At 71.3% G+C, this 22,742-nt stretch carries 21 protein-coding genes; 5 read left to right on the top strand and 16 right to left on the bottom strand.

The window, feature by feature from the left end:
- Window positions 1-211: 211 nt before the first annotated feature.
- From C2865_RS36325 to C2865_RS36300, 6 genes are all read right to left on the bottom strand, one after another.
- Window positions 212-1,672 carry an AAA family ATPase gene (locus C2865_RS36325; RefSeq protein ID WP_106403206.1) on the bottom strand — a complete coding sequence of 487 codons (1,461 nt, stop codon included), beginning with the start codon at window positions 1,670-1,672 and terminating at the stop codon, window positions 212-214.
- Window positions 1,673-1,864: 192 nt separating this feature from the next.
- Entirely contained in the window at window positions 1,865-3,082 is a 1,218-nt protein-coding gene (locus C2865_RS36320; RefSeq protein WP_106403204.1) for an SUKH-4 family immunity protein, read from the bottom strand.
- 99 nt (window positions 3,083-3,181) lie between these two features.
- On the bottom strand, window positions 3,182-3,886 hold the full coding sequence (locus C2865_RS41670; protein WP_106403202.1) for a response regulator: 705 nt from the start codon (window positions 3,884-3,886) through the stop codon (window positions 3,182-3,184).
- Between the two features lie 177 nt (window positions 3,887-4,063).
- Window positions 4,064-6,106, bottom strand: coding sequence for a sensor histidine kinase (locus C2865_RS36310; protein WP_106403201.1), 2,043 nt, complete (start codon window positions 6,104-6,106; stop codon window positions 4,064-4,066).
- Entirely contained in the window at window positions 6,103-6,339 is a 237-nt protein-coding gene (locus tag C2865_RS36305) for a hypothetical protein (protein WP_157964060.1), read from the bottom strand. Before C2865_RS36305 ends, C2865_RS36310 begins: the two co-directional genes overlap by 4 nt.
- A 135-nt stretch (window positions 6,340-6,474) precedes the next feature.
- On the bottom strand, window positions 6,475-6,864 hold the full coding sequence (locus C2865_RS36300) for a hypothetical protein (protein WP_106403198.1): 390 nt from the start codon (window positions 6,862-6,864) through the stop codon (window positions 6,475-6,477).
- 436 nt (window positions 6,865-7,300) lie between these two features.
- Here C2865_RS36300 and C2865_RS36295 point away from each other — a divergent pair, with 436 nt between their 5' ends.
- Window positions 7,301-7,768: an STAS domain-containing protein gene (locus C2865_RS36295; RefSeq protein ID WP_157964059.1), complete on the top strand. Its 468-nt coding sequence runs from the start codon at window positions 7,301-7,303 to the stop codon at window positions 7,766-7,768.
- A gap of 80 nt (window positions 7,769-7,848) precedes the next feature.
- Here the strand turns inward: C2865_RS36295 and C2865_RS36290 are convergent, their stop codons facing one another.
- The 8 genes from C2865_RS36290 to C2865_RS40380 form a co-directional block, all read right to left on the bottom strand.
- The gene (locus C2865_RS36290; protein WP_198653850.1) at window positions 7,849-8,343 is read right to left on the bottom strand and encodes an Ohr family peroxiredoxin; all 495 of its coding nucleotides are present in this window, start codon (window positions 8,341-8,343) and stop codon (window positions 7,849-7,851) included.
- Window positions 8,340-9,143, bottom strand: coding sequence for a nuclear transport factor 2 family protein (locus tag C2865_RS36285; protein ID WP_106403195.1), 804 nt, complete (start codon window positions 9,141-9,143; stop codon window positions 8,340-8,342). The genes C2865_RS36290 and C2865_RS36285 overlap by 4 nt, the downstream gene beginning before the upstream one ends.
- 171 nt (window positions 9,144-9,314) lie before the next feature.
- Window positions 9,315-9,797, bottom strand: coding sequence for a sigma factor (locus tag C2865_RS36280; RefSeq protein ID WP_106403193.1), 483 nt, complete (start codon window positions 9,795-9,797; stop codon window positions 9,315-9,317).
- 103 nt (window positions 9,798-9,900) lie between these two features.
- On the bottom strand, window positions 9,901-10,815 hold the full coding sequence (locus tag C2865_RS36275) for a sigma-70 family RNA polymerase sigma factor (RefSeq protein ID WP_106403396.1): 915 nt from the start codon (window positions 10,813-10,815) through the stop codon (window positions 9,901-9,903).
- A 167-nt stretch (window positions 10,816-10,982) separates the two neighbouring features.
- Window positions 10,983-11,699 carry an alpha/beta fold hydrolase gene (locus tag C2865_RS36270; RefSeq protein ID WP_106403192.1) on the bottom strand — a complete coding sequence of 239 codons (717 nt, stop codon included), beginning with the start codon at window positions 11,697-11,699 and terminating at the stop codon, window positions 10,983-10,985.
- Window positions 11,696-12,661, bottom strand: a complete 966-nt coding sequence (locus C2865_RS36265) for an alpha/beta hydrolase (protein ID WP_106403190.1) — start codon at window positions 12,659-12,661, stop codon at window positions 11,696-11,698. Before C2865_RS36265 ends, C2865_RS36270 begins: the two co-directional genes overlap by 4 nt.
- Before the next feature lie 73 nt (window positions 12,662-12,734).
- Window positions 12,735-14,495: a ferritin-like domain-containing protein gene (locus tag C2865_RS36260; protein WP_106403188.1), complete on the bottom strand. Its 1,761-nt coding sequence runs from the start codon at window positions 14,493-14,495 to the stop codon at window positions 12,735-12,737.
- Complete coding sequence (locus tag C2865_RS40380) at window positions 14,492-14,821, bottom strand: hypothetical protein (protein WP_198653849.1); 330 nt, start codon at window positions 14,819-14,821, stop codon at window positions 14,492-14,494. The genes C2865_RS36260 and C2865_RS40380 overlap by 4 nt, the downstream gene beginning before the upstream one ends.
- Before the next feature lie 79 nt (window positions 14,822-14,900).
- Here C2865_RS40380 and C2865_RS41665 point away from each other — a divergent pair, with 79 nt between their 5' ends.
- The 3 genes from C2865_RS41665 (at window position 14,901) to C2865_RS36245 (ending at window position 16,742) form a co-directional block, all read left to right on the top strand.
- Window positions 14,901-15,125 (top strand): low temperature requirement protein A, encoded by a 225-nt coding sequence (locus C2865_RS41665; protein WP_110554904.1) that lies wholly within the window; start codon window positions 14,901-14,903, stop codon window positions 15,123-15,125.
- Window positions 15,126-15,370: 245 nt separating this feature from the next.
- Complete coding sequence (locus C2865_RS36250) at window positions 15,371-16,201, top strand: alpha/beta fold hydrolase (protein ID WP_106403187.1); 831 nt, start codon at window positions 15,371-15,373, stop codon at window positions 16,199-16,201.
- Window positions 16,202-16,277: 76 nt separating this feature from the next.
- Entirely contained in the window at window positions 16,278-16,742 is a 465-nt protein-coding gene (locus tag C2865_RS36245; protein ID WP_106403185.1) for a cupin domain-containing protein, read from the top strand.
- Between the two features lie 248 nt (window positions 16,743-16,990).
- Here the strand turns inward: C2865_RS36245 and C2865_RS36235 are convergent, their stop codons facing one another.
- Entirely contained in the window at window positions 16,991-17,839 is an 849-nt protein-coding gene (locus C2865_RS36235) for an SDR family NAD(P)-dependent oxidoreductase (protein WP_157964058.1), read from the bottom strand.
- A gap of 247 nt (window positions 17,840-18,086) precedes the next feature.
- On the opposite strand from C2865_RS36235, the gene C2865_RS36230 reads away from it, so the two are divergent.
- Window positions 18,087-20,861 carry an AAA family ATPase gene (locus C2865_RS36230; protein ID WP_232836006.1) on the top strand — a complete coding sequence of 925 codons (2,775 nt, stop codon included), beginning with the start codon at window positions 18,087-18,089 and terminating at the stop codon, window positions 20,859-20,861.
- A gap of 192 nt (window positions 20,862-21,053) precedes the next feature.
- Here C2865_RS36230 and C2865_RS36225 read toward each other — a convergent pair whose 3' ends face one another.
- Window positions 21,054-22,697 (bottom strand): tannase/feruloyl esterase family alpha/beta hydrolase, encoded by a 1,644-nt coding sequence (locus C2865_RS36225; RefSeq protein WP_106403181.1) that lies wholly within the window; start codon window positions 22,695-22,697, stop codon window positions 21,054-21,056.
- Window positions 22,698-22,742 lie beyond the last annotated feature (45 nt).

Here is a 22,742-nt window from a genome sequence, read left to right as displayed (position 1 = left end):
GCCGGACCGCGCGGGCTGCTGCACGCACCGGTCACCGATCTCCCCTGCGCGTGGTGGGAGGTCGTCTCCCACGAGACCAAGGAGGGTGAAACCGGCTGCCCTGACATGGACTCCACTCTGTGGTCGAGCGGTCTGGGCGATGAGCCACGCTGCCGACGACGCGGCCTGAACGCACCGGCCAGGTGCGGTGAAGAGCTGTGAGCTCGGCCCTTCAGGGCCGAGAAGCTGACGGGTAGAGGTCTGCGATTCCCAGAAGGATCGGTGTTTCCGGGGAATCGGCGAGGTCACCGGTGAAGCTGGCACCGCTGTAGCAGACGAGTCTGGTATCCGTGGTGTCGTAGCCGCGTTCGGTGAGGAGCTCGCGGGCTCGAGCCAGCCGTGCGACGTCGGACGGCCCCATCGTCTTGCCCCACTTCGCCTCCCCGATGGACAGGACCCGGCGCCGCTCCCCCGGGTCTGCCTGGGCGAGGACGACGACGTCGAGCTCGAGTTTCGCCCGCATCTTGTGGTCGGTGAGGACGCCCGAGCCCACTTCGGCCGGCAGGTCTCCCCACAGTTCGGTGGCTTGGTCGGTGACGGCGAACCGCCGGCAGAGCTCTTCGAAGTGCGGGCCGGCCACCTGCGAGGCGAAGCGGGCCTTGGCCGCATTCCAGACGAGGGCGGCGCGACCGCTCTCCAGCAGGCCCCACTGCGGGCGCATGACGACCTGGTAGAAGGTGATCAACGGCTCGGCGATGCGGTAGTGCGATTTCCCGGAGTGGAAGAGGTCAGGGTCGCGGCGCAGCAGCCCGCAGTCCTCCAGCACGGTGAGCGGGTGGCCGATGTCGGTGCTCTTGCGCCCGATGTAGTCCGCGATCCCGCCCCGAGACGAGCGGCCGTGGGCGACGGCGGACAGCACCGAGTGGAACAGGCCGGGATCGCGTGCCTCGGTCTCCTCGTCCAAGAGATAACGGGCCTCACGGAACAAAGGAGTTCCGGGATCCAGGACGGTGCGCAGCACCCAGTCGTCGAAATCGGCGAGATCCGTGGGCGCGTCGTCGTTGACGAAGCGCCGGTAGGCCGGGGTTCCACCAACGACGGCATGCAGCCGAACCGCCAGGGCCGGGTCATCGGCTCCCCAGAATCCAGCGGCCATCTGGTAGTCGAACGGCCGGACGACCAGCTCCAGATTCGCGCGCCCCCGCAGCGGTGCGGTCCCCGCCAGCAGCCGGCCCATCACCGACATGGCCGAACCGCACAGCAGAAGCCTGATCGGATTCCGGCGCGACACCCCCCGATCGATCTCCCGCTGCAAGATGGACGGCAGAGCAGGCGCCACCTTGCTCAAGTACGGAAACTCATCGATCACGATCGGTCCGGGTCTCTCGGCACCCACCGAGAACAGATGCACGATGGCCTCGTCCCAGCTCGCGAACCGCAGAGGGGTGGGCGCGCCCACGTACTCCGTCAGCGCCTCGGCGAACAGCAGCAACGACTCGGTCTCCGTCGCCTCGGTCGCCCCGAAATAGAACCCGCCCGCCTCCCGGGCCAGCGCCTCCAACAGGAACGTCTTGCCCATCCGCCGCCTTCCGCTCACGACCGCGAGCTGAGGACGATCACTCCTGCGCTCCACGAAGGCCGCCAGGTGCCGCCACTCGAAGTCCCGATCGAACACCTGCCCGGGTTTGATCACACTGCCTCCAGTATGAGAACTGTAGTCCTTATAACCATACCTCTAATGCCGGAGCCGCAGTTGGCGATACCCGGCCCGGTCCTTGCCGGCCCCGGGCATGGCGATGACGCGCAAGGTCTGCGTCTCCTCGTCAAGGAGGAAGGTCCGCCTCCTCTGGCCCGTCTCAGCGCCTCGGGGATCGCAGCCGGGCCGTCACAGGACGCCGCCCGCCTCGTCGTGGAAGACCTCCGGCCAGTACCGGTAGTCGTCCGGGCCTTCGGCCGGGCGGCAGGCCACCGGGTCGACCGAGGCCAGCACCTCGACCATGGTGTCGGCGAGCTGGTGGTAGAAGTCCTGCGTGAAGTCGTGCTCCTCGTCGAGCTCGCGTTCCCGCCGGTGCAGCCAGAGGGTGAAGACGAGTGTGGAGATGTCGGCGTTGACCGGGACGATCTGGCCGGAGCCGAGGCTTGTGTGGAACAGTGCGCCGGTCCTGCCGTCGATCAGGACGGTGAAGTCGTGGACGAGACCGCCGAGCACCACCAGATGCTCCGCCTCCAAAGGCAGCCGCTCGTCACCGCGCCACAGGTGGGCGTGCTCGGGCCTGCTCTGCGAATCGGCCCAGTCCTCCGGGAGCGTGGGAAGCGGTCCGGGGTCGGGTCCGTAGAACATGAACCCGTCCTCGGGCAGGCCCACTTCGGTTAGGAAACGGCGAGTCTGCGGGTGGACGAGGACCGGAGGCAGCCGATCGTCCGTGAGCCGCACCTTCTCCTCGGCGTCGAACAGCTCGTCCGGCAGGTCCAGGGCCAGCCCGCGCCCGGGTCCGGCGATCAGGCCGAGCGGTCGTATCACCGCCGCGATCCGCCACAACGCCGGCAGCGGGTGCTCCCAGCCGGACCGCGGACCGGCCGGGCCCCAGCCGTCCTCGCCCCACTCCTCCTCGGTGAAGGCCTCGGTCAGCAGCCGCTCCGCCTCGCGTACGGCCTCGGGGCCCGTCCGCCCGGCCAGCGCGGCGAACCTGCCGCGCAGGCGGCGGAAGTCGTCCACCGCGGCGAGGAACCCGAGCAGCGCCCCGACCGACGGGGCCAGCGGGAACAGCTCCGCCCCGTCCGGCGACTTCGCGTAGAGCCACATGCTGAACACCCGGCCGGTCCCGCCGTCGAGGACGACCTCCTCGCCCTCCTCGTCCCCCTCGACGATCAGGTGGCCGATCAGCAGCAGTTCGGCGAGGTCCTCATCGAGTTCCGACGGATCGCCGTCCAGCGCCGCCACCCGTTCACGGACCGTCGACAACGACGGCCCGCCGAGCGGGTGGAAGCTCACCAGGCCGCGGCCGTCCAGCCGCTCCCCCGGCGCCAGGGCGCGGCGGGTCGGCTCATGGACGATCAGCGGATGCGGTGCGCACCCGGACACGACGGCTCCGGTCTCCGACATGGCTCTCCCATGCAGTACGAATGCGGATATCTCCCCCAACCCTAGATCGAAGTGCTCCGGGTTCGGCGGAGACGCCGGCCCGCCCCGGGCGGCCGGGGCTCAGTCGTGTCCGAGGCCTGCCTCGCGGGCGCGGAGGATGGCTTCGGCGCGGTCGTGCACCTGGAGCTTGGCGAAGATGGAGCCCGCGTGGTTGCGGATGGTCTTGTCCGCGATCACGAGTCGCCTGGCGATCTGGCGGTAGGTGAGCCCCCGGGCGAGCAGGTCGAGGATCTCCCGTTCCCGGGTGGTGAGGGCGGGGAACGCCTGCCGGGCGGAGCCGGTGTGGCGGGCGGTGAGCAGTGTGGTGATGCTCCGGGTCATGCCCGGGCTGAAGACCGCTCCTCCCTCGGCCACCGTGTGCAGGGCGCGGAGGGTCTCCTGGCGCGGTGCTCCTTTGAGGATGTATCCGTGCGCCCCCGCCCGTACGGCCGCCAGCAGGCTGTCGGTGTCCTCGGACATCGTCATGACCAGGATCCGCAGGCCGGGGCGGTCGGACAGCAGCGCGCGCGTCGCCTCGATTCCCGACAGGCCGGGCAGGCCGAGGTCCATGACGACGACGTGGGGCCGGGTGCGCCGGGCTTCGGCGAGGGCTTGGTCGGCGGTCGCGGCTTCGGCGACGACGGTGAAGGCGTCGTCGGCGTCGATGGCGGCGGCCAGGCCCTCTCGGAACAGAGGGTGGTCATCGACGAGCAGGACGCGCCGCGGGAGCTCGGCCGCGGACGGCACGTCTTCTTCGTTCAGAGGGGCCGTCGGGGGTGTCGGCATCGTCACCTTCCATCGGTGATTCTTCTGCTTCTGTGATGGCGGGATGCTGTACGCGGACAGCCCTCCTCGCGTTGGGTCAAGGCTACAGAGCGGAGCGCGATCGCCGCTGGTGATGGCGTCGAAGGACACGCGTGATGTCTTTTCCAGGACTCGCCGGACCAGTGGTGCTCTGCATCCTCAGATCGTGATGGGCAGGACGGCGCGGACGCGGACTCCGTCGGAGTCGCTGCTGATCTCGCAGGAGCCGCCGATCTCTTCGGCCCGTTCGGTGAGGGAGCCGAGACCCGTACCGGGCACCAGGTCCTCGGAGAAGCCGCTCCCGTCGTCGCTGATGGTGACCGCCAACTCTGCCGCAGAGGCCTCGATGGTGACGCGGACGTTCGCGGCCTGGGCATGTCGGACGGCGTTGGTCAGCGCTTCGGAGACGATCCGGTAGGCCGCGGTCTCCACGCCGGGAGACAGGGCGGGAAGCGGTCGTGCGGGGACGCCGACGGTGATGGCGGTGTGCGGAGTGTTCAGGCGGTGGGCCAGGTCGTTGACCGCGCCGGTCAGGCCGCGGTCGACCAGGGCGGTCGGAGCAAGACCGGCGGTGATGCGCCGCACCTCGGTCAGGGCCTCGCCCAGCTGGTCGGCGGCGGTCTGCAGTTGCCGATCGGCGGCCGCCGGGAGTGAGCGGTGGTCCTGCGCGATGCCGATCCTGAGCTGGACGGCGGCGAGCTGGGGGCCGAGTCCGTCGTGGATCTCGCGGCGCAGGCGCCGGCGCTCCTCCTCGCGAGCCAGGACCAGGCGTTCCCGGGCGGCTTGTGCCTGTTCGGCCAGGCGGAGGGCGGCGAGGGCCGGGGCGGCCTGGTCGGCGAGCAGGGCCAGCAGGTCGCCGTCGCGGTCGGCGGGGGTGCTGGCGGCGTCGCGGGCGACGGTCAGGCGGCCCACCAGCAGCCCGTGGTGGTGCAACGGGAACTGCTGCTCCCAACCGGTCAGCGGCGCTCCGGCGGTGGCGAGCAACCGGGGACCGGCCATGGTGTCGACGCTGATCGCCGCTCCCGACAGGCCCAGGTCCTCGACCACGGTGCGGCAGATCTGCTCGGGCACCTCGGCGGGCCCGGGCGCCTGCCGCAGTCGTGTCGCCAGAGCGTGCACGGCCTCGCGCGGACGGGCTCTGGGGCCGTACAGGACCCGCTCCACCCGCAGAGTCGTCCACCGCAGAAACGGGCGGGCCAGCCACCCCGTCACCAGCGCGCAGCCTGCCACCACCGGAACGAGTGTCTCCTGCGGGGCGAACGCCCGGAACAACACGGTGGCGCCGAGAAGTGCCGCGGTCATCCCCGTCGCCACGAAGCCCACTGCCAACCGGTGCCCGGTGACGCGGTCCAGGCGCCACAGCCCGGCGCGCACCACGGTCACGCAGATCACCGCGGCCCACAGCACGACACCCGTCAACCGGGCCGCCATGACGACCTCGTCCTCGCTCCAGGACCTCGTCATCAGCAGGTACACCACGAGGGGGTACACCACGGCCAGCAGCCCCCGCCCGTACCGTTCCCGCGGGCTGCCCGCCGCGTACGCGGCCGCCGACAGCCCTGCTGTCACCGCCACGGTCACCCCGCCCCACACCCACGGCTCCCACGCATCGGCCACGTCCAGCAGGACGCGGGCGCGATCACTCAGCCCGGAGTTGCCCCACGGGCTGGGGAACGGGGCGGCGCCCGGAGTCCCGACGGCCCACACCACCGCGTACGCCCCGTACCAGACGGTGGCGACCGCTGCCACGCCGCGGCGCCACGGCCGGGAAAACCCGCCGGCCAGCACCAAGGGGAAGAGCAGCACGCTCAAGGAGCGTCCGGCGATGCCGACGGCCCTGAGCACGACCGCCGTCCCGGCCGCGACCGTCCCTCCTCCTACCGCGGAGAACACCTCCGGCACCGCTGCGGGAACCAGCCACAGACCTCCGGCGGCCAGCACCACCCCGCCCAGCCGATGGGCGAACCGGTCGGCCAGCAGCATCACGCCCAGGACGCAGATCGGTACCCCGACCGCGATGCGGGTCGTCTCGGCGAACCACCTCGGCCGGGAACTCAGCGTGTCCGTCCACGGGCCGTCGACGCGCAGCAGGACCGCCAGCCACAGGACCAGGACGCCCACGACTCCGGCCGCCGCCCCGCCGGCGATCCGCGCCGCCCGATCGTGAGAGCGGACCGTCGCGAACCCGGCCGCCCCGCTCATCTCACCCAAAGCGTGACGTACCTTGAGCTCCAGGAGTCGCAGCGCGCCTCCTTGAACCGGTGGCGCAGCACGTCCTCGCGCACGTCCTCGCACTCCTTCTTCGTGTGGTACTCGCCGTAGACCTTCCACTTGCCCCCGGCGGACTCGGCCGCGAGAGCCGCCGACGGCCACAGCACCCCGGCGGCGGCCACGATCACCGCACCCGCTCGGGCAGCACGCGTCTTCTGCGACACGGAACCCATGTTCATCCCCCCTGGGCGGTTCAGAGGCGTACGACCATGGATCACGCGCCCATGGCCGTACACCTGTCGTCCAGCGTGACGGCCGGCGGGAGGAACCCGCCGGACCGCCACGCCGCGAGCGGGTCGCTAGACGAGGCTCACGATGACCTCGGCGATGGTCCGGGCGGGACCGGCCGGGACCCCCATCCGCTGCAGGAACCCGGCGATCTCGTTCACCGCCCAGTGCTCGGCCGCGTCCAGGAAGTCCCCCAGCGCCGTGGCGTGCCTGAGGACGTAGCCGGCGGCCTCCTCGCTGAAGTACCGCAGCAGCCAGGCCAGGGCCTTGCCTCCGTAACGCAGGGCGTAGACGATGGCCGTCCTGGTGAACCCGGCGCGCTGCTCGGCCCGGATCTGCCGGCCCCCGCTCAGGACGGTCTTGAACTCCTCGATCTCCCGGGGGTCCTGACCGGCCTCCCGCATCCGACCGATGAGGTCGTCGAGCTCGGAAACCGTGATGTCCCTCTGCGCGTCCACCATGAGAATTCTCCTTCTGGTCGTCCCCGCCGCCCCTTTGGCCGGCGGGCATGAGAACACCATCGGCCGCCCGGCAGCCCAGGCACATGAGTCATCCGCCTCACTCCCGCCCGCCCGGACCACCGGGACCTCCTGGACCCGTGCCTGGAATGCTGCGGCATGGCCGAATTCACGCAGGTTCTCTGGCGCTGGAGTGAAGCCGCCGACCTCGCGGTCGCGGAGGTCTTCAACGTCCTCCTGCACCTCGCCGAAGCCGTACCGCGCTGAGCGCGTTCCACGGCTGCTTTTCGGGGGACGGCCGAGGGTGCGTCGCCGCGGCGACGGGTTGGAGATCAACCATTCACACGATGCGGAGGCACGGCCGGTCTCAGGAGGATGACATCGATGCCACGAGAGAACCTGGAGACGTCGGATGCCATGCGTACGCGATGAGAAGACGGTGGAAGCCAGCGAGCTCAACGGACCCGAGGAACGGGTCCTCATCGGCACCTCCCTGTTGAAGGTGACGGCCTTCAACAGGGTTTCCGGCCTGCGGTTCCACGGTGACGTCGACATCTGCACCATCGACCACGTCTCGGCGGCCGTCGCCGAGGCGGTGAGCGGGGACGAGCGGGAGGTCTATCTCGATCTCGCCGGACTCGACTTCTGCGGTATCGAGGGGCTCCGGCTCTTCGTGGACACCGCGCAGCGACTCGGCAGGCAGGGCCGCGGGCTGGTGTTGTGCTCTGTCGCACCGCATCTGGTGCGCCTCCTGCAGCTCATCGGCTGGGACCGTGTGCCGGGATTGTTCGTCGTGCCGCGCCGTCCCGCCGCCCCGCCGACCCGCGATGGCAGACCGGGCGGCGTGAGGCCGCAGGATGTGCGGCCTCCCCGCCGGAGGCCCGAAGGCGCCCTCCGCTTCCGCTGACGGGTGCCGGGCGGCCGCGTCCCGGCCGGACGAGTCCCCGCAGGCGGCCGCCCGACCGGACGGCGACTTCGGAACCGGCCTCAGGAGGTGAGGCTGATCGTGGTCGGGATCCCCTGGCCGGTCATCTTCGCGTAGGGGCAGAGCGCCGCCGCTCTCGCGAGCAGCCGGTCCGCGGTCGCCCGCGAGACCCCCGGCCAGTCCACCACCAGGTCGGCCTGGAGCCGGTAGCCGCCGGCGGACGGGTCGCGGCCGACGGCCACGGTCGCCTCGACCGTGATCGGGGCGGGATCGAGCATGTGCTGCCGTGCCACCAGGCTGAGCTCCCCGTGCAGGGACGCGGCGAATCCGGCCGCGAAGAGCTGTTCGGGGTTCGGGCCGGCGGAGTCGCCCCCCAGTTCCCCGGGCATGCGCAGGTCCAGCCGCAGGATCCCGTCGGAGGAACGGGCCGTGCCGGTCGCGCGGCCGTGGGCGAGGCCGCCGCCGCCCATGGAGACGCGCGCGGTGTAGAGCGGTTTGAAAGTCGCGCCGCCGTCGCGGCCGCCGTCCATGGACCGTGCGGGGACCGGGTCGTTCACGGTTCCGCCTTTCGTTCCGGGGCCGCGGGGGGCCGGTGGGGGGTGCGCGGTCCGGGGACGCCGCCGGCGCCGGGCTGCCAGCGCCGCAGTTTGTCAGGGTTCAGCACGATCCACAGGGCGGTGGCCCTGCCGTCGGCGACGCTCATGTCGACCACCGCCGCGACCTGGTCCTCCGAGCGCAGGAGCAGGCCCGCCCGGCCGTTGACCGGTTCGACGGTCAGGGCGGGTGCCTGCTCGCCGGCGAGCAGGTCCGTGACGAAACGGGCGACCGCGTCCGCCCCTTCGGTGGGCTCCGTCGCGGCGCGCACCTTGCCGCCGCCGTCGCTGACCACGATCGCGGCCGGGGCCAGGACCGCCTTCAGGGCGGCCGGGTCCCCGGTGCGGCAGGCCGCCGCGAACCGGTGGACCACGTGGTCGTGCCGCGCCAGCAGCGCCGGGTCGGCGTGGTCAGGACGGGGATCGTTCTCGAGCCAGGCGGCGACGGGATCGGGTTCCCGCCGGGGACGCGGCTCGCGGGCCGGTCCGGTGCGCCGGGCCGGGGAGCCCGGCTCCTTCGCGCCGGCCGCGGTGGTCGAGGCGAGCAGCTCCAGGCAGATGCCGCCCGCGACCCGGGTCAGCCAGGCCCGGGGCACCGCGATGTCCGCACGTTCCGCCTCGTCGAGGGCATACCACCGGCGGTAGGTCTCGTGCACGATCCCGTCGGCGGTGGCCTCGCTGAACATCCACGTGGCGATCTCCAGCAGGTGCCGCCGCTCGTCGAGCATCTCCGCCAGCGAGGCGGCCGCGCTCGTGCCGGTCACGGCCGGCCGTCCCGACCGCGCGGCGGGGAGGCCGGGCGGGCGGGACCGCCCCTCATCCGTCTCCGGCGTTCGGCGTGGCCGCAGGCTGTCGAGATCGTCCGCACGTTGTCCTCACTTCGTTTGGTTCGTCACTTTGACCGGACAGGTCACCCTTCTGTGACCTCCGCAGTATCACCGAAGAGGACGCGGGGCACACGGCGCGGACACCGCGGCGATCTTGTCAGGGTCCATCATCCCCATGACCTGGTCGATGCGCCCGCCCGTGGGCGAGAGCCGCTCCGGGAGGAGCAGGACCGCGAGACCGAGGGCCTCGCCGCGTTCGGCGCCGAGGTACGGGTCGGCACCGGTGGTGACGGGTTCCGGCAGCCATTGGCCGACGTAGGCCTCCCGGCGGACCCGTGCGGACTGCAGGAGGTTGATCGCGAGCCGCGTGGTCGCCGTCGTCAGGAAGGCGGCCGAGGCGGCCACGGATCCGCGGTCGTACGCCTGCCAGCGCAGCCACACGTCCTGGAGCAGGTCTTCGGCTTCGGTGACGCTGCCCGGCATGCGGTAGGCGATACCGAACAGGCGCGGCCGGATCTCGGCGAAGGCCCTTGCCGCCTCGCCGGGATCCCCCGTCCCGTCCGCAGGGTCCGCCGGTCCGGCGTCCGCCATGGTGATCGCTCCTGTTCCGCCGGTCACCGCGTTCTTCAGGCCATCGCCTGGCCTCGGACAGCATTGACCGGACAGCAGGGTGATCTGTGACAGCCCCCCGCCATCAGATTTTCGCGAGGTTCCGGGAACGCGACCACTCGAACGCGTCGAGCTTGGCGGGGCTGACGATCCACATGAGGTGGTGGATGCCCTCCGGCGAGGCCTCGAGGGTGAGGAGCGTGAAACCCGAGGGGCGTGGAAGGATCACGCCGGGCCGCCCGTTCACGTCGACCCAGGCGACGTCGGCCGGCGATATGTGCCTCGAGCCGTACGCCGCGACGAAGCGCGCCACGCGGTTGGCGCCGGTCAGAGGGAATCTCGCGGCTCCGCGGATGCCGTTGCCGTCGGAGGAGCTGACCACGTCCGCGGCGAAGAGGTCCTCGAGGGCCGCGACGTTGCCCGCCTGCGCGGCGTCGAGGAAGGCCGAGAGGAGGTGCCGGTGCTCGGCCGCGTCGATGGACTCGCGCCGCTCGTCGTTCAGGTGCCTGCGGGCGCGGCTCACCAGCTGGCGGACGTTGGCCTGGCCGAGCTGGAGGACCTCGGCGATCTGCTCGTAGGGGTAGTCGAAGGCCTCGCGGAGGACGTAGGCGGCCCGCTGGGCGGGAGTGAGCTTCTCGAGCAGCAGCAGCAGGGCGAATTCGAGCGCTTCACCCCGTTCGGCGCCGAGGGCGGGGTCGGCGCTGGTGTCGACGGGTTCGGGGAGCCAGGGACCGACGTAGGTCTCGCGGCGGGACCGGGCGGACTGCGCGGAGTTGATGGACAGCCGCGTGGTGATCAAGGACAGGAAGGCCGCCGGGTTGACGACGACCGAACGTTCGGTGTTCTGCCAGCGCAACCAGGTCTCCTGGACCACGTCTTCGGCCTCCACCGCGCTGCCGAGCATCCGGTAGGCGATGCCGAAGAGGCGCGGACGCACCTCGATGAAGGTGGAAGCGGCCTGTTCTAGGGAGTTCTCCGGTTCTTGGCCGTCTAGATGCATGTTCATCCAAGCCTTCGCTCTGTTGATGTCATTCCGCCAACCTGTTCGCGGTCGTCCAGCCGCCTTCACCGGGACGATCCGCCGATGACCCGGTGGGCGCGACGCCCACCGGGTCATCGGAGCCGTCGCGCGATCCCCCGAACACCGCGCGACGTGGCCGTCACCTGTCAGACGGCCTTCCCCGCGGCCTCCAGGACGGCGGCGGCCACGGCGTCCGGCCGGGACGCCGCGATCGCGTGCGAGGCGCCCGCGATCTCGCGGGTCCCGCGCGAGGAGGCGCGCTCGGCCATGAACCGCAGCACCTCGGCCGGGATGTTGCGGTCCCGATCACCGAAGACGAACCAGGACGGGATGGTGCGCCATCCCGGCTCGCCCGCACCGTCGGTCAGCGCCTCCGCGGTCACCGGGCGCTGGGTCGCCGCCATCAGGGCGGCCTCGTCGGCTTCCAGGTCCGCGCAGAACTGGTGGTGGAACCTGTCCTCGGCGATCCGGAACTCGTTGCCGCCCGCGGAGAGCGGATAGGCGACCAGCGCCTCCTCCAGGGTGCTGCCCGGGAACTTGCCGGACAGCAGCAGCGCGCTCTCGCCGAGCTCGGGAGCGAAGGCCGCGACGTAGACCAGGGAGCGGACCGCCTCGTTGCCCGCCGCCGCCTGGCTGATCACCAGACCGGCGTAGGAATGGCCGACGAGGACGACCGGACGGCCCAGACCGCTGATCACGTCGCGCAGGTAGGCGGCGTCGTTCTCCAGGCCGCGCAGCGGGTTGGCCACGGCGAGGGCCCGGAGGCCGCGGTCGTTCAGTCGCGAGATGACGCGGTTCCAGCTGGCCGATTCGGCGAAGGCGCCGTGGACGAGGACGGCGACGGGCTGCTCAGTGGTGCTCACGAGTTGTCCTTCCCGGTGTCGAAGGCGTGCTTGAGGGCGGCGATCGCCTGCGCGGTGGCGGCCCGGACCGCCCGGGTGCCGCACAGGGGGTTGAGCATCATGAAGTCGTGGAGGGTGCCGTTGTAGCGGACGCTGGTGGTGGGGACGCCCGCCTCGGTGAGGCGGCGGGCGTAGGCCTCGCCCTCGTCGCGGAGCACGTCGTTCTCGTCGACGATGACGAGCGCGGGCGGCAGGCCGGCCAGGTCCTCGAGGGTCGCGCGCAGCGGCGAGGCGGTGATCTCGGCGCGCTGGGCGGGGTCGGTGGTGTAGGCGTCCCAGAACCAGGCCATGGCCTTGGCGGTCAGGTAGGGGCCGTCGGCGAACTCGCGGTAGCTGTCGGTGTCCTGGGCCGCGTCGGTGACCGGGTAGTACAGCGACTGGTGGACGAACGTCACGTCGCCGCGCCGCTTGGCCATGATCGTCAGGGCCGCGGTCATGTTGCCGCCGACCGAGTCACCGGCGACCGCCATCCGGGAGACGTCCAGGTTGCCCTTCGCGCCGTTGGCCGTCAGGAACCGGGCGGCGGCGTACGCCTGCTCGATCGCGACCGGGTACCTGGCCTCGGGCGAGCGGTCGTACTCCACGAACGCGACGGCGGCGTGCGCGCCGACGGCCAGCTCGCGGACCAGCCGGTCGTGGGTGGCGGCGTTGCCGATCACCCACCCGCCGCCGTGCACGTACAGCACGACCGGCAGGATCTCCTCGGCCGCCCCGGCGGGCTTGACGATCCGCACCCGCACGTCGCCCACCTCGGCCGGCACCGTGAGCCACTTCTCGGTCACCTCCGGCAGCGGGACCGGGGCCGCCTGAAGGTCGTCCAGGACCTTGCGGGCGCCCTCGGGGCCGAGCTGGTACAGAAACGGAGGCTTGGACGTGGCGTCGGCGAGTTCCTGCGCCGCGGGTTCGAGCACATGCCTGTTCATGAGCGGTTCTCCTTCTCTTCGTGCCTCTCGGCGGCCGTCCCCCGTTGGTCCGGCCGCTCGTGCGGCCCCGCGATCACTCGCGGAAGCCGGTCTCTCGGTGGGTTCCGTCGCACAGCGGTTTGCGGCCGGAACGGCCGCAGCGGCACAACGTCACCCTGTTGCGGGTCTCCAGAAGCCGGCCGTCGGCGTGCAGGACCGGCACTCCGCCGGTGACCCACAGCGCGCTGGCCAGGCCGTGCTCCTCCTCGAGGACCGAGACGGCCTGGGGCAGGTCGGCCTCGACGGTCTCGCCGCCGCGCTCCAGGGCGTAGCTGTAGGACCCGGAGGGGCAGTGGTCGATGCGGCCCATGATGGTGGAGCGCATGTCGGGGTCGTCGGTGTCGTCGAGCATCTTGGCGATCGGCCTGGTGCTGCCGATGCAGAAGGCGGCGTGCATGCACAGCTCGCCGACCCGCTGGGCGGAGATGCCGACCCCGTCGTGGACGTGCTGCATCTCCTTGTAGGGCCGGAGATCGGCGGCCTCGGCACCGTCGAATCCGACGACGGCATGCGTGCCGTCGCAGAACGGCTTGCTGCCCGACCGGCCGCAGCGGCACAGCGCGTAGGTGTCCTCGGTCTCCAGGTCCTCGCCGGTCCTCCAGGTCAGCGAGTCGTCGTTCTCCGGGCTGACGATCTTGAGCTTGCGCCGGAGCGGGAGCCCGCCGTACACCAGGTAGGGCCCGTCGGCGAGCACCACGATCCGCCTCCGGTCGCCGACGCTCCACCGGCGCAGCTCCGGCGCGACGTAGTCGAAGGTGGGACCGGCCGTCACGCCCTCCCCGTCGGGCATCTCCATCAGGGCCTGCGCCTGGGCCTTCAGCCCGTACATGGTGCCGGTGGCGACCGCGAGCAGCCTCGGGCTGCCGTTGAACGCCCGATCCAGCAGGTGCAGCACCGCGCAGTAGGTGTGGTTGAACTCGTCCTGGGCCACGCGGATCGGGTGGCTCGGCTCGTGGTCGGAGAGCCGCGGGTCATGCCGCATCGGGTGGACGCCGGAGAAGTCCACGCTGATCGGGTCGCCGGTCGGGCCCGACTGCGGGGTGTCACCGCGCCGGTAGCGCCGGCCGGACCGCAGCTCCTGGAAGCGGTAGTAGTGCGCGACCTCCTCCCGCTCGGGGTCGTGGACGTCCTGGTCGCCGTCCCAGACCTCGCCTCCGGCCAGGCCCTCGCCCTGCTCGACGATCTCGGCCAGCGCGGTCAGCGCGGAGGCCAGATCGCGCACCTCGACCAGCCGGCCGCCGGTGTGCCGGAAGTGGCCGTCGCGGACCTGGCGGGCCGGGTCGCCGCTGAAGACCGCCCGCTCGCCGAGCCGGTCGCACAGGTCGCGCAGCCCCGCCTCGATGGCGGCGTAGAACTGCCCGATCGTCTCGTAGCGGTCGCCCTCCGGCGGAGCGCCCGCCGGGGCCGGCCGCTCGAGCCGGAGGAACAGGTCGAGCGCCTCCGGGCCGAACGGGAGCAGTGACAGCTCCAGGGACGGGTCGCCGTGCGGCAGCCGCCGCGGATGCGGCGGCAGCATCCGCGGCGTGTCCAGGCACGGCCGGCCGCCGACGGCGTTCAGCAGGTTCGCGGCCAGGGCCAGGTGGAGCATCTCCTCGACGAAGACGCTCGCCACCAGCTCGGCGGCCTCGGCGTTGCGCTCCCGGTCCAGCGAGTAGAGCGCGCACAGGTACGGCGGCAGGGTCGCGTGCTCCAGCTCGATCGCCCACTGCAGGTGCTCGCGCAGGTCGTCGAGCGTGGTGATCCCCGCCGCCGCGGCGGAAGCGGCATGACGCCGCTGCTGTACCGGCTGATTCACTGGTCTCCCGTTCCTACGTTCGGAATGCGGTGGCTCTCGGGCGCCCGACGGTCGTGCCGGGCGTCGCCGTTCAGTTCCCGGACCGCCCCGAGGAGGCCGCGAAGGCCCACCTCGTACTCCTGCTCCTCAGCCGGGTCGAACAACCATTCCGAGGCCGGCAGGTCGGCGGGCTCCTTCACGCTCCCGGACCCGGCCAGCCCCTCGCCGGTGAGCGTGTCGACGCCGGTGTCCGGTGCGGCCGGCACCGCCACGTGGCCGTGCTCGCCCGGCCTCGTCACGAGCTTCGAGCCGATCAGGCCGGTTCCTCCGACAAGCACGATCTTCATGAGGAGCCCTCCTGTTCGCCGGGGCCTGGTCGCCGCCCGGTCGCCAGCTAAGACCGGGCACCCCTTTCTCCTGTGACAGATCCGGCGAAAGGTCTTCAAAGTCTTTGATTCCGGCGCCTGCTGTCACAAGCGGAGGAGCCGCCCTGTCTCGTCAGCGGAACGGACCGACAGGAGGGCGCTCGCGGCGCCCTGGCGGGCGCCCACCACCTGGCATCCGCACCACATCGCCGAGCGCTATGGCCTGTCCATCATCATCCTCTTCGGCGAGAGCGGCCTCACGAACGCCGCCACCGCGCATACCTGAAGCAGAACGAGAGCACCGGCTGACGACGGGAAATGAAGGCCGGGACCGTTCCTCGGGGATGGACCGGATTTCGCATGCCCGCCGAACCTTGCGCAAATCCCTTGACCGATAAGGCGAAAGACCGGCCTTCCCTTCCTTTCTGCAAACCTCATTCATTCGTGTCATGTCCTGTCCGGGCCGATGCGGGATGGTGAAGAAAGAGGCCCGGTGGTTCCGGGTGAAACGCCTGACCCCGAGGAGGCGGCATGTCGTACCTGAAAGTCGGCGAAGAGAACGGAAAGGCGATCCGCATTTACTACGAGGACCACGGAACGGGAACGCCCGTGGTGCTCATCCACGGTTTCGCGCTGAACGGGGCGTCCTGGGAGAAGCAGGCGGCGGCGCTGCTGGGGGCGGGATACCGCGTCATCACCTACGACCGGCGCGGGTTCGGCAGGTCCGACCGGCCGTCGATCGGATACCACTACGACACGTTCACCGCCGACCTCAGCGCTCTCATGGAGAAGCTGGACCTGCGGGAGACCGTCCTCGTCGGGACCTGCATGGGCACCGGTGAGGCGGTCCGCTACGTGGGCTCCTACAGCTCGGCACGGGTGGCCAAGGTCGTGCTGATCGCCCCCATCCCGCCCTGCCTCGGCTGGGACGACGACAACCCCGAGGGCATCGACTGGTCCGTCTTCGACGCCATCCGGCGGGAGATCCGCGCCGACCGGTTCGCCTACCTGAAGACCTTCCTCGAGGACTCCCACAACGCCGACATCCTGGGCGGGACCCGGATCGGTTTCGACGCGCTGCGTGCGTCGTTCGCGGTCGCCACCGCGGCCGGCCCGATCGCCACGCACAACAGCGTCGCCAGCTGGACCGCCGACTTCCGGGACGACCTCGCGAAGTTCGACGTCCCCGTCCTCGCCGTCCAGGGCGACAACGACCGCATCATGCCCATCGCCGTCACGGGAGACCGGCTGAAGGAGCACCTGCACGACCTGCGCTACGAGGTCATCGAAGGCGGTCCCCACGCCATCCACTGGACCCATGCGGAGGAGGTCAACGCCGCGCTCCTCGACTTCCTCCGGTGACCTTCTCACCGCCCTCATCGAGAAGGCCGCCCGCTGATCCGCGACCGCCTTCGACGACACCGACGAAAGGACGACCATGACCGGCACGAACGACCGGCCGCAGTCGGACGCCTGGAAGACGGCGCTCACCGTGCTCCAGGAGGCGCGGCCGCCGGCCGTCCCCGACGGCGTCCAGGTGATGACCGTCGTCATCGAGTACCCGCCCGGCGATCCGGGCACGCCCCCGCACCGCCACCCCGGCCCGGCCTTCGGCTACGTGCTGGAGGGCGAGATGCGCCTCGAGCTGGAGGGAGAGCCGGAGCGGACGGTCCGCGCCGGGGAGGCGTTCTGGGAGCCCGGCGGTGACGTCATCCACTACCAGGACGGCAACGCCCGCGCCGACGTGCCCCTCCGCTTCCTGGTCACCATGCTGTGCGCCCCCGGCGAGCCGATGCTCACACTCGTCGAGGAGGCCGAACTGGCCGAGCGGGCGCGCCTGCGCGCACCGCGGCCGCCGGGCCCTCCCCCGCGGGAACGAAACCCCGTCGGCGAAGGAAGATGAGCGGTCCGAGCGGCGGATCTCCGCCCCGGTCCTGGTGATCGGCATTGGAGAGGACGCAGCTCCGTAGTGCTGAACATGCCGCGCATCGCCATGACCTCGCGAAGGTGCCACCCGTGGTCCAGATCCTCCATCGTCCTTCGGTCCCCTTTCGTCTTCGGTTCACATGGAAGGTGCTCGGAGACCGGATACGGGCTCATGCAGCCCGGGAACCGTCCCGCATCCGTATCCGTGATGTCCCTGGTGCGGGATCAAAGACCGCCCCAGAGGGCGAGGTCGGTGACGTCGTGCAGGCGTTCCTGCGTGGGCTGGTCGCATGCCTGCGGGTTGGCCGCCGCCGGGGTCCGCTCGTCGTAGTAGGCGCCGTTGTCGCCGCGCAGCGAGGCGACATGGCGGATATTGGCCGCCGCGTGCTCGGGCCGGTCCCCGGCGGCCCGGTACATGGCGTGCAGGAGCGGTGTCGAGATCACTCCGGGATGCATGCTGACGACGTCGAGGCCGCGCCTGGGCCGGTGGCTCGACAGCCACCGGGAGTAGGTGACGAGCGCGAGTTTGGAATGCGCGTACGCCGCCGGCGCCGAGTACCGGTGCCGCACCAGGCAGAGATCGTCCGTGTGCAGTGTCGCCGTGAGATGCGTGGCCGAGGCGACGTTGACGATCCGCCCGTGCGAGCGGTCGCCCATCAGGTCGATGAGACCGGCCGTCAGCTGGACGGGGGCCAGGTAGTTGGCCCGGAGGGTCATCTCGGTGCCGGCCTCGTTCACGGTACGGGTGGGCGCCCCGGGGCGTCCGGCGTTGTTGACGAGCAGGTCGATCCGGTCGGTCACGTCGTGCACCCGCCGGACCAGCCGCGCCACGTCGACGGGGTTCCCGTAGTCGGCGGAGAAGTAGTCGAGCCGGGTTCCGGGGCGCATCTCCGCGCTCACGGCGCGCAGGAGGCCGGTGACCTCGTCCTCCCGCTCCAGCCCGTGCAGGATGAGGTGGGCCGCCCTGCCGGCGAGCGCTGACGCGGTAGCCCTGCCGATGCCGGCCGTCGCGCCGGTCAGCACGATGGTCATGGCGCCTTCGGCGCCGTGTTCCCTTTCGGATGTCTGCTCCATGCCGGATCCGTTCGTCATCGCAGTCCTGAGAGGCGGTCCCCCTGAGGACCGCCCGGCGACCACCATCCCCGGGAACGGGCGCCGTTCGCATCCGGCATGACCCTGGTCCGCCCGCCTGGGGATCCCCCGGTGCCTGACCGTGCTTCATGATCCTCAAGGGGCGTCTCCCGCATCGCCGACGTCCCCTATAGGATCCTGCGCACATGGAGAGTCACTACGCGTCGGCACTTCCAGCGAAGGTGGCATCGTGGCAGAGACCGCACCGCTGCGGGGACGGCATCGCGAGCTGGCGGAGCTGAACGCGCTGGTGGACCGCGCGAGGGCCGGCCACAGCGGTGCGCTCGTCGTCTCCGGCGAGGCCGGCGTCGGCAAGACCGCGCTCTTGGACCACATGGCGGCGCGCGCCGCGACCGACGTCCGGATCGAGCGGATCGTCGCCTCGGAGTCGGAGATGGAGCTGGCCTACGCCGGTCTCCAGCAGCTGTGCGGGCACCTGATGGGCTCGGCCGGGAGCCTGCCCGCCCCGCAGCGCGAGGCGATCGAGGCGGCGTTCGGCCTGCGTGAGGCATCCGCGCCCAGCCCGTTCCTCGTGGGACTGGCCCTGCTCGGGCTGCTCACCGAGGTCGCGGGCGGTGGAGCGCTGCTGTGCGTCGTCGATGACGCGCAGTGGCTCGACGAGGCGTCGGCACGTGCGGTGGCGTTCGTCGCCAGGCGTCTCGACGCCGAAGGGGTCGTCATCGTGCTCGCCATGCGCACCGTCGACGAGAGGTTCGCCGGGCTTCCGCGGATGGCCGTCGAAGGGGTGGGCCACGAGGACGCGCGCGAACTCCTGCGCCTCGCGGCCCCCGGCGGCCTCGACCGGCGGGTGCACGACCAGCTGATCGTGGAGGCGCGCGGCAACCCGCTCGCGCTGCGGGAGCTGCCCCGGGCGCTGAGCCCGGTCGAGATCGCCGGCGGGTTCGCGCTCACCGGCGCGATGCCGCTGGAGAACCGCATCGAGCAGAGCCTGGTCGTGCAGCTCGAGTCCCTGCCCGGGTCGGCGCGCCTTCTTCTGCTGCTGGCGGCCGCGGACCCGACCGGGGATCCCGGCCTGCTGTGGCGCGCGAGTGAGGCGCTGGGCCTGGACTCGGCGGACATCGACGCCGCCGAGGACGCCGACGCGCTCGTCGTCGACACACGCGTCAGCTTCCGGCATCCGCTCGTGCGATCGGCGGTCTACCAGGCCGCCTCGCCGGAGGACCTGCGGAGCGTGCACGCCGCGCTGGCCGACGCCACCAGCGCCGACTTCGATCCCGATCGCCGGGCGTGGCACCGAGCCAACGCGACGCTGCGCCCGGACGAGGGCGTCGCCGCCGACCTGGAACGGTCCGCGGTGCGGGCGCGCACCCGTGGCGGCGCGGCCGCCGCGGGCGCGTTCCTCGAACGGGCCGCCGACCTGACGCCCACGTCGGCCCTGCGCGCGCAGCGGCTGATCGCAGCCGCCGAGGCCAAGCACGACGCGGGCGCGCCCGCGTCGGCCCTGCGCCTGCTCGACACCACCCGCGGCCATCCCCTCACCCCGCTGCAGGAGGCGCTCGTCGCCCGGCTGCGAGCCCGCGCCGAATACGCGCTGCGGCGCGACGGTACCGGGGCAGGGCTCCTCCTCACCGCGGCGCGCGGACTCCAGGAGTTCGACCCGGTGCTCGCTCGCGACACCTACATCGAGGCGCTGGCAGCCGCGCTCTACGGCGGTCGGCTCGGTGACGCCGAACAGGTGACCGCGGTCTCGAACGCGATCCTGGAGGCGACCGAAGGCGAGGAGTCCGGCCGCGCGCGGGACCTGATCCTGCGAGGTCAGGCGTTGCTCGCCGCCAAAGGCCAGAAGGCCGCCCTCGATACGCTGCGCCGGGCGCAGCGCGCGTTCCTCGAGCAGGCCCCGGACTCCCTCGAACTGCACTGGATGTGGTTCGCCTCACGCGCGGCGCAGGACCTCTGGGACGCCCGCGGGCTCCGCGCCCTCGCCGACCGGCAGGTCGAGCTCGCCCGTGCCGAAGGCGTCGTGACGGTACTGCCGATCGCCCTGAGCCTGCTGATGGTGGCGCAGACGGTCGACGGCGAGCTGGACGCGGCGGAAGCCTCCTGCGACGAGATCGACGCCATCAAGGACGTCACCGGCCACCCGCTACCGCAGTACGGACGGCTCTTCCTCGCCGCCTACCGAGGGCAGGCCGACGAAGCAGAGCGCTGGGCGGAGCAGATCCGAGCCGACGCGCAGGCGCGGGGCGAAGGGTACGGGCTGAGCGCGGTCAACTTCGGTGAGGCCATCCTCTACAACGGCGTGGGCCGCTTCGCCGAGGCGGTGGCCTCCGGCCGCCGTGAGCTGCCCTACACCCACGAGCTGAGCCACGCGATGCGCACGCTGCTCGAGCTCGTGGAAGCGGCGACCCACACCGGCGAGCGCGATCTCGCCGTGCAGGCCTTCGAGCAGCTGGCGGACGTCACGCGGCCGGTGGGGACCAACTGGGCGCAGGCCGTGCTGGCGATGGCGGAGGCGCAACTACGTGAAGGCGACGAGGCCCGCGCCCTGTTCCAGGACGCGATCGAGCGCTTCGAGCGCGAGCGGATCTGGATCATGGTGGGGCGGTGCCGTTTGCTGTACGGGGAGCAGCTGAGCCGCGCAGGCCGGCGCGCCGATGCGCGCGAGCAGCTCCGGACCGCGTACGAGGTGTTGTCGGGCATCGGTTTGAACGGCTTCGCCGGACGCGCCGGACGCGCGTTGAGCGCGCTCGGCGAGACCCCGCAGGTGCGCGCCCAAGGGTCTGCGGCGCAGCTCACCGCCCAGGAGCTCAATGTGGCGCGCCTCGCGCGTGAGGGACTCACCAACCGGGAGATCGGCGGGCGGTTGTTCATCAGCGCGCGCACCGTCGAGTACCACCTGCGGAAGGTCTTCATGAAGCTCGGCGTCAAAAGGCGCTCCGACCTGATGGCCTCGCTCTCCGAACTCGACCAGGCGGCGTCGGGCAAGGCAGAGGCCGTGTCCTGACCGCCCCCGGGGATCCTGACGGGCGCCGGCCGTATCCAGGCGGCTCTGACGGCGCCTTCGAGCGCCTCGCGTCTCCGCGCGGACGGGACGCCCCGCTCACCATGATCGACGCGTGGAGGAGCCGGTCGCGATCAGCACGCCGGGGATCCGGGCGGCCGCGAGGTGCGGCCGCCCGGTCGCAGGAGACCGCTGTCAGCGGTCGGCGCAGGTGAAGTTCCCGGCTTGGTCGATGTCGCCGCGGCCCTTGTACTTCGGCCACAGCGGGTATTCGCACAGCGGGAGGGTGCGGCCGTGCGTGGCGGGGTTGGCGTCGGTGGCGACCGGGTCGGCCGGCGGTGTGTTCCGGGTCGTCCAGGCGTCCAGGGCGGTGAGGGAGTCCCACGCCGGGTCGAAGCGCCCGGTCCCGTGGCCGAAGCCGGGCTGCACGTAGTAGCGCACGGAGCGGCGGATCGACGGCCCGTAGCGGTCGGCCATCCGCTCGTAGTAGGCGTCGGTCAGCGTCTCCGGGACGAGCATGTCGGTGGTGCCCTGGAGGATGATGAGCTTGCCGCCGCGGCGTACGAAGCGGTCCATGTCGGGATCCGTGGTGTCGATGAGCCGTGACAGCTCCCTGATGCGCTTCCTGTACTTCAGATAGTCGAAGTTCGCCGTGGACCCGTCGGCGTTCTGCTCTATGAAGTAGCGGATCTCCGGGTCGATCAGGTTGTAGTAGACGGCGGCTTCGGCCTTTCCCGCGCCATCGAGCAGCAGCGGGGCGAGCTCCGCGCCTCGCAGCACAGGGAAGGGTCCGATGCCGGTGACTCCGTTGGCCATCGGGAAGGCGAATGTGAAGCGGGAGGCCGCCGTCCGGAGGGTCTGTATCTGGGCCGGGGAGAGGCAGGCGTCCGAGCCGTCGATCACGTCGGGGCAGCGTAGCGCATCGACGGAGAAGGCGCCGTCGCAGCCCCGGACATGGGAGATCACTCCGTCGGCGGCGCCGTCGAGGCCGTCGCACGTGCTGTGGACCGCGTCACTGACCAGCCGCTGTTCGGCGGGGTTCAGGTAACCGCCGGGACTGCCATAGGCCTGCTGCCACATGCGGTGATATCCGAGCACCATCGCCTGGTTCGCGATGGCCGGGTAGTAGGCGATGATCCCGTCGTAGTCGTCGCCGTAACGCTGGGCGGCGACGAGTCCCTCGTGTCCTCCCTTGGAGGCTCCCACGTGGTACTGCTCGTCGGGTCGTCCGCCGTAGTACCTCTTCAAGACGGTGATGGCGGCGTCACGGGTTCGCTTGACGCTCTGCCCGGACCAATTGGCGAGCGCCTCCTCGTTCGAAGCGAACGAGCCTACGGCTCCGGCACCCACGGATGTGCCTCCGTCACTTCCGAACGTCGCGTAGCCGCGGTCGATCGGCGGCTGTCCCTGCGCGGGATCCGTGTTGCCGAATCCGGGAGCGACGCCGAGCCCGGTGATGACGGTGCCGTTGAAACCGGCACCGCCGAACTGCACCGACTTCCTGTTCCATGAGGTCGGAAGATTGATCTGGAAGTTGATGTCGGGTGCCTTGGTGTCGAAGCTGTGTACCTTTCCACGGACCAGGCAGAACTCGGGCCGCCCGCTCGCCGGATCGGCGCGGTTGAGCGTCGCGGAGTCGATCCGGCCGCCGCGGGTGGGCAGGCCGATGTCCGCGGCGGCCATGCGGAACTCCGCAAGTGACGCGCACCTTTTCGCGGCATGGGCCACGACCGTCCGGTCCGGGCCCAGGGCTGCGGCGGCCGGAGGAAACCCTTGGAGCATGCCGAGGCCCGCCGCGGTCAGCGCGGTGAAGGCGGTCACCGAGATATGTCTTTTCATATGTTCTCCGGGGGGATTCGTATCTTCCTGCCTGGGGCGGCAGGG

Source organism: Actinocorallia populi (genome assembly GCF_002995495.1).
In the GTDB taxonomy this organism is placed as follows: Bacteria; Actinomycetota; Actinomycetes; order Streptosporangiales; family Streptosporangiaceae; genus Actinocorallia; species Actinocorallia populi.
This window is presented reverse-complemented; position numbering and strand designations above follow the sequence as displayed.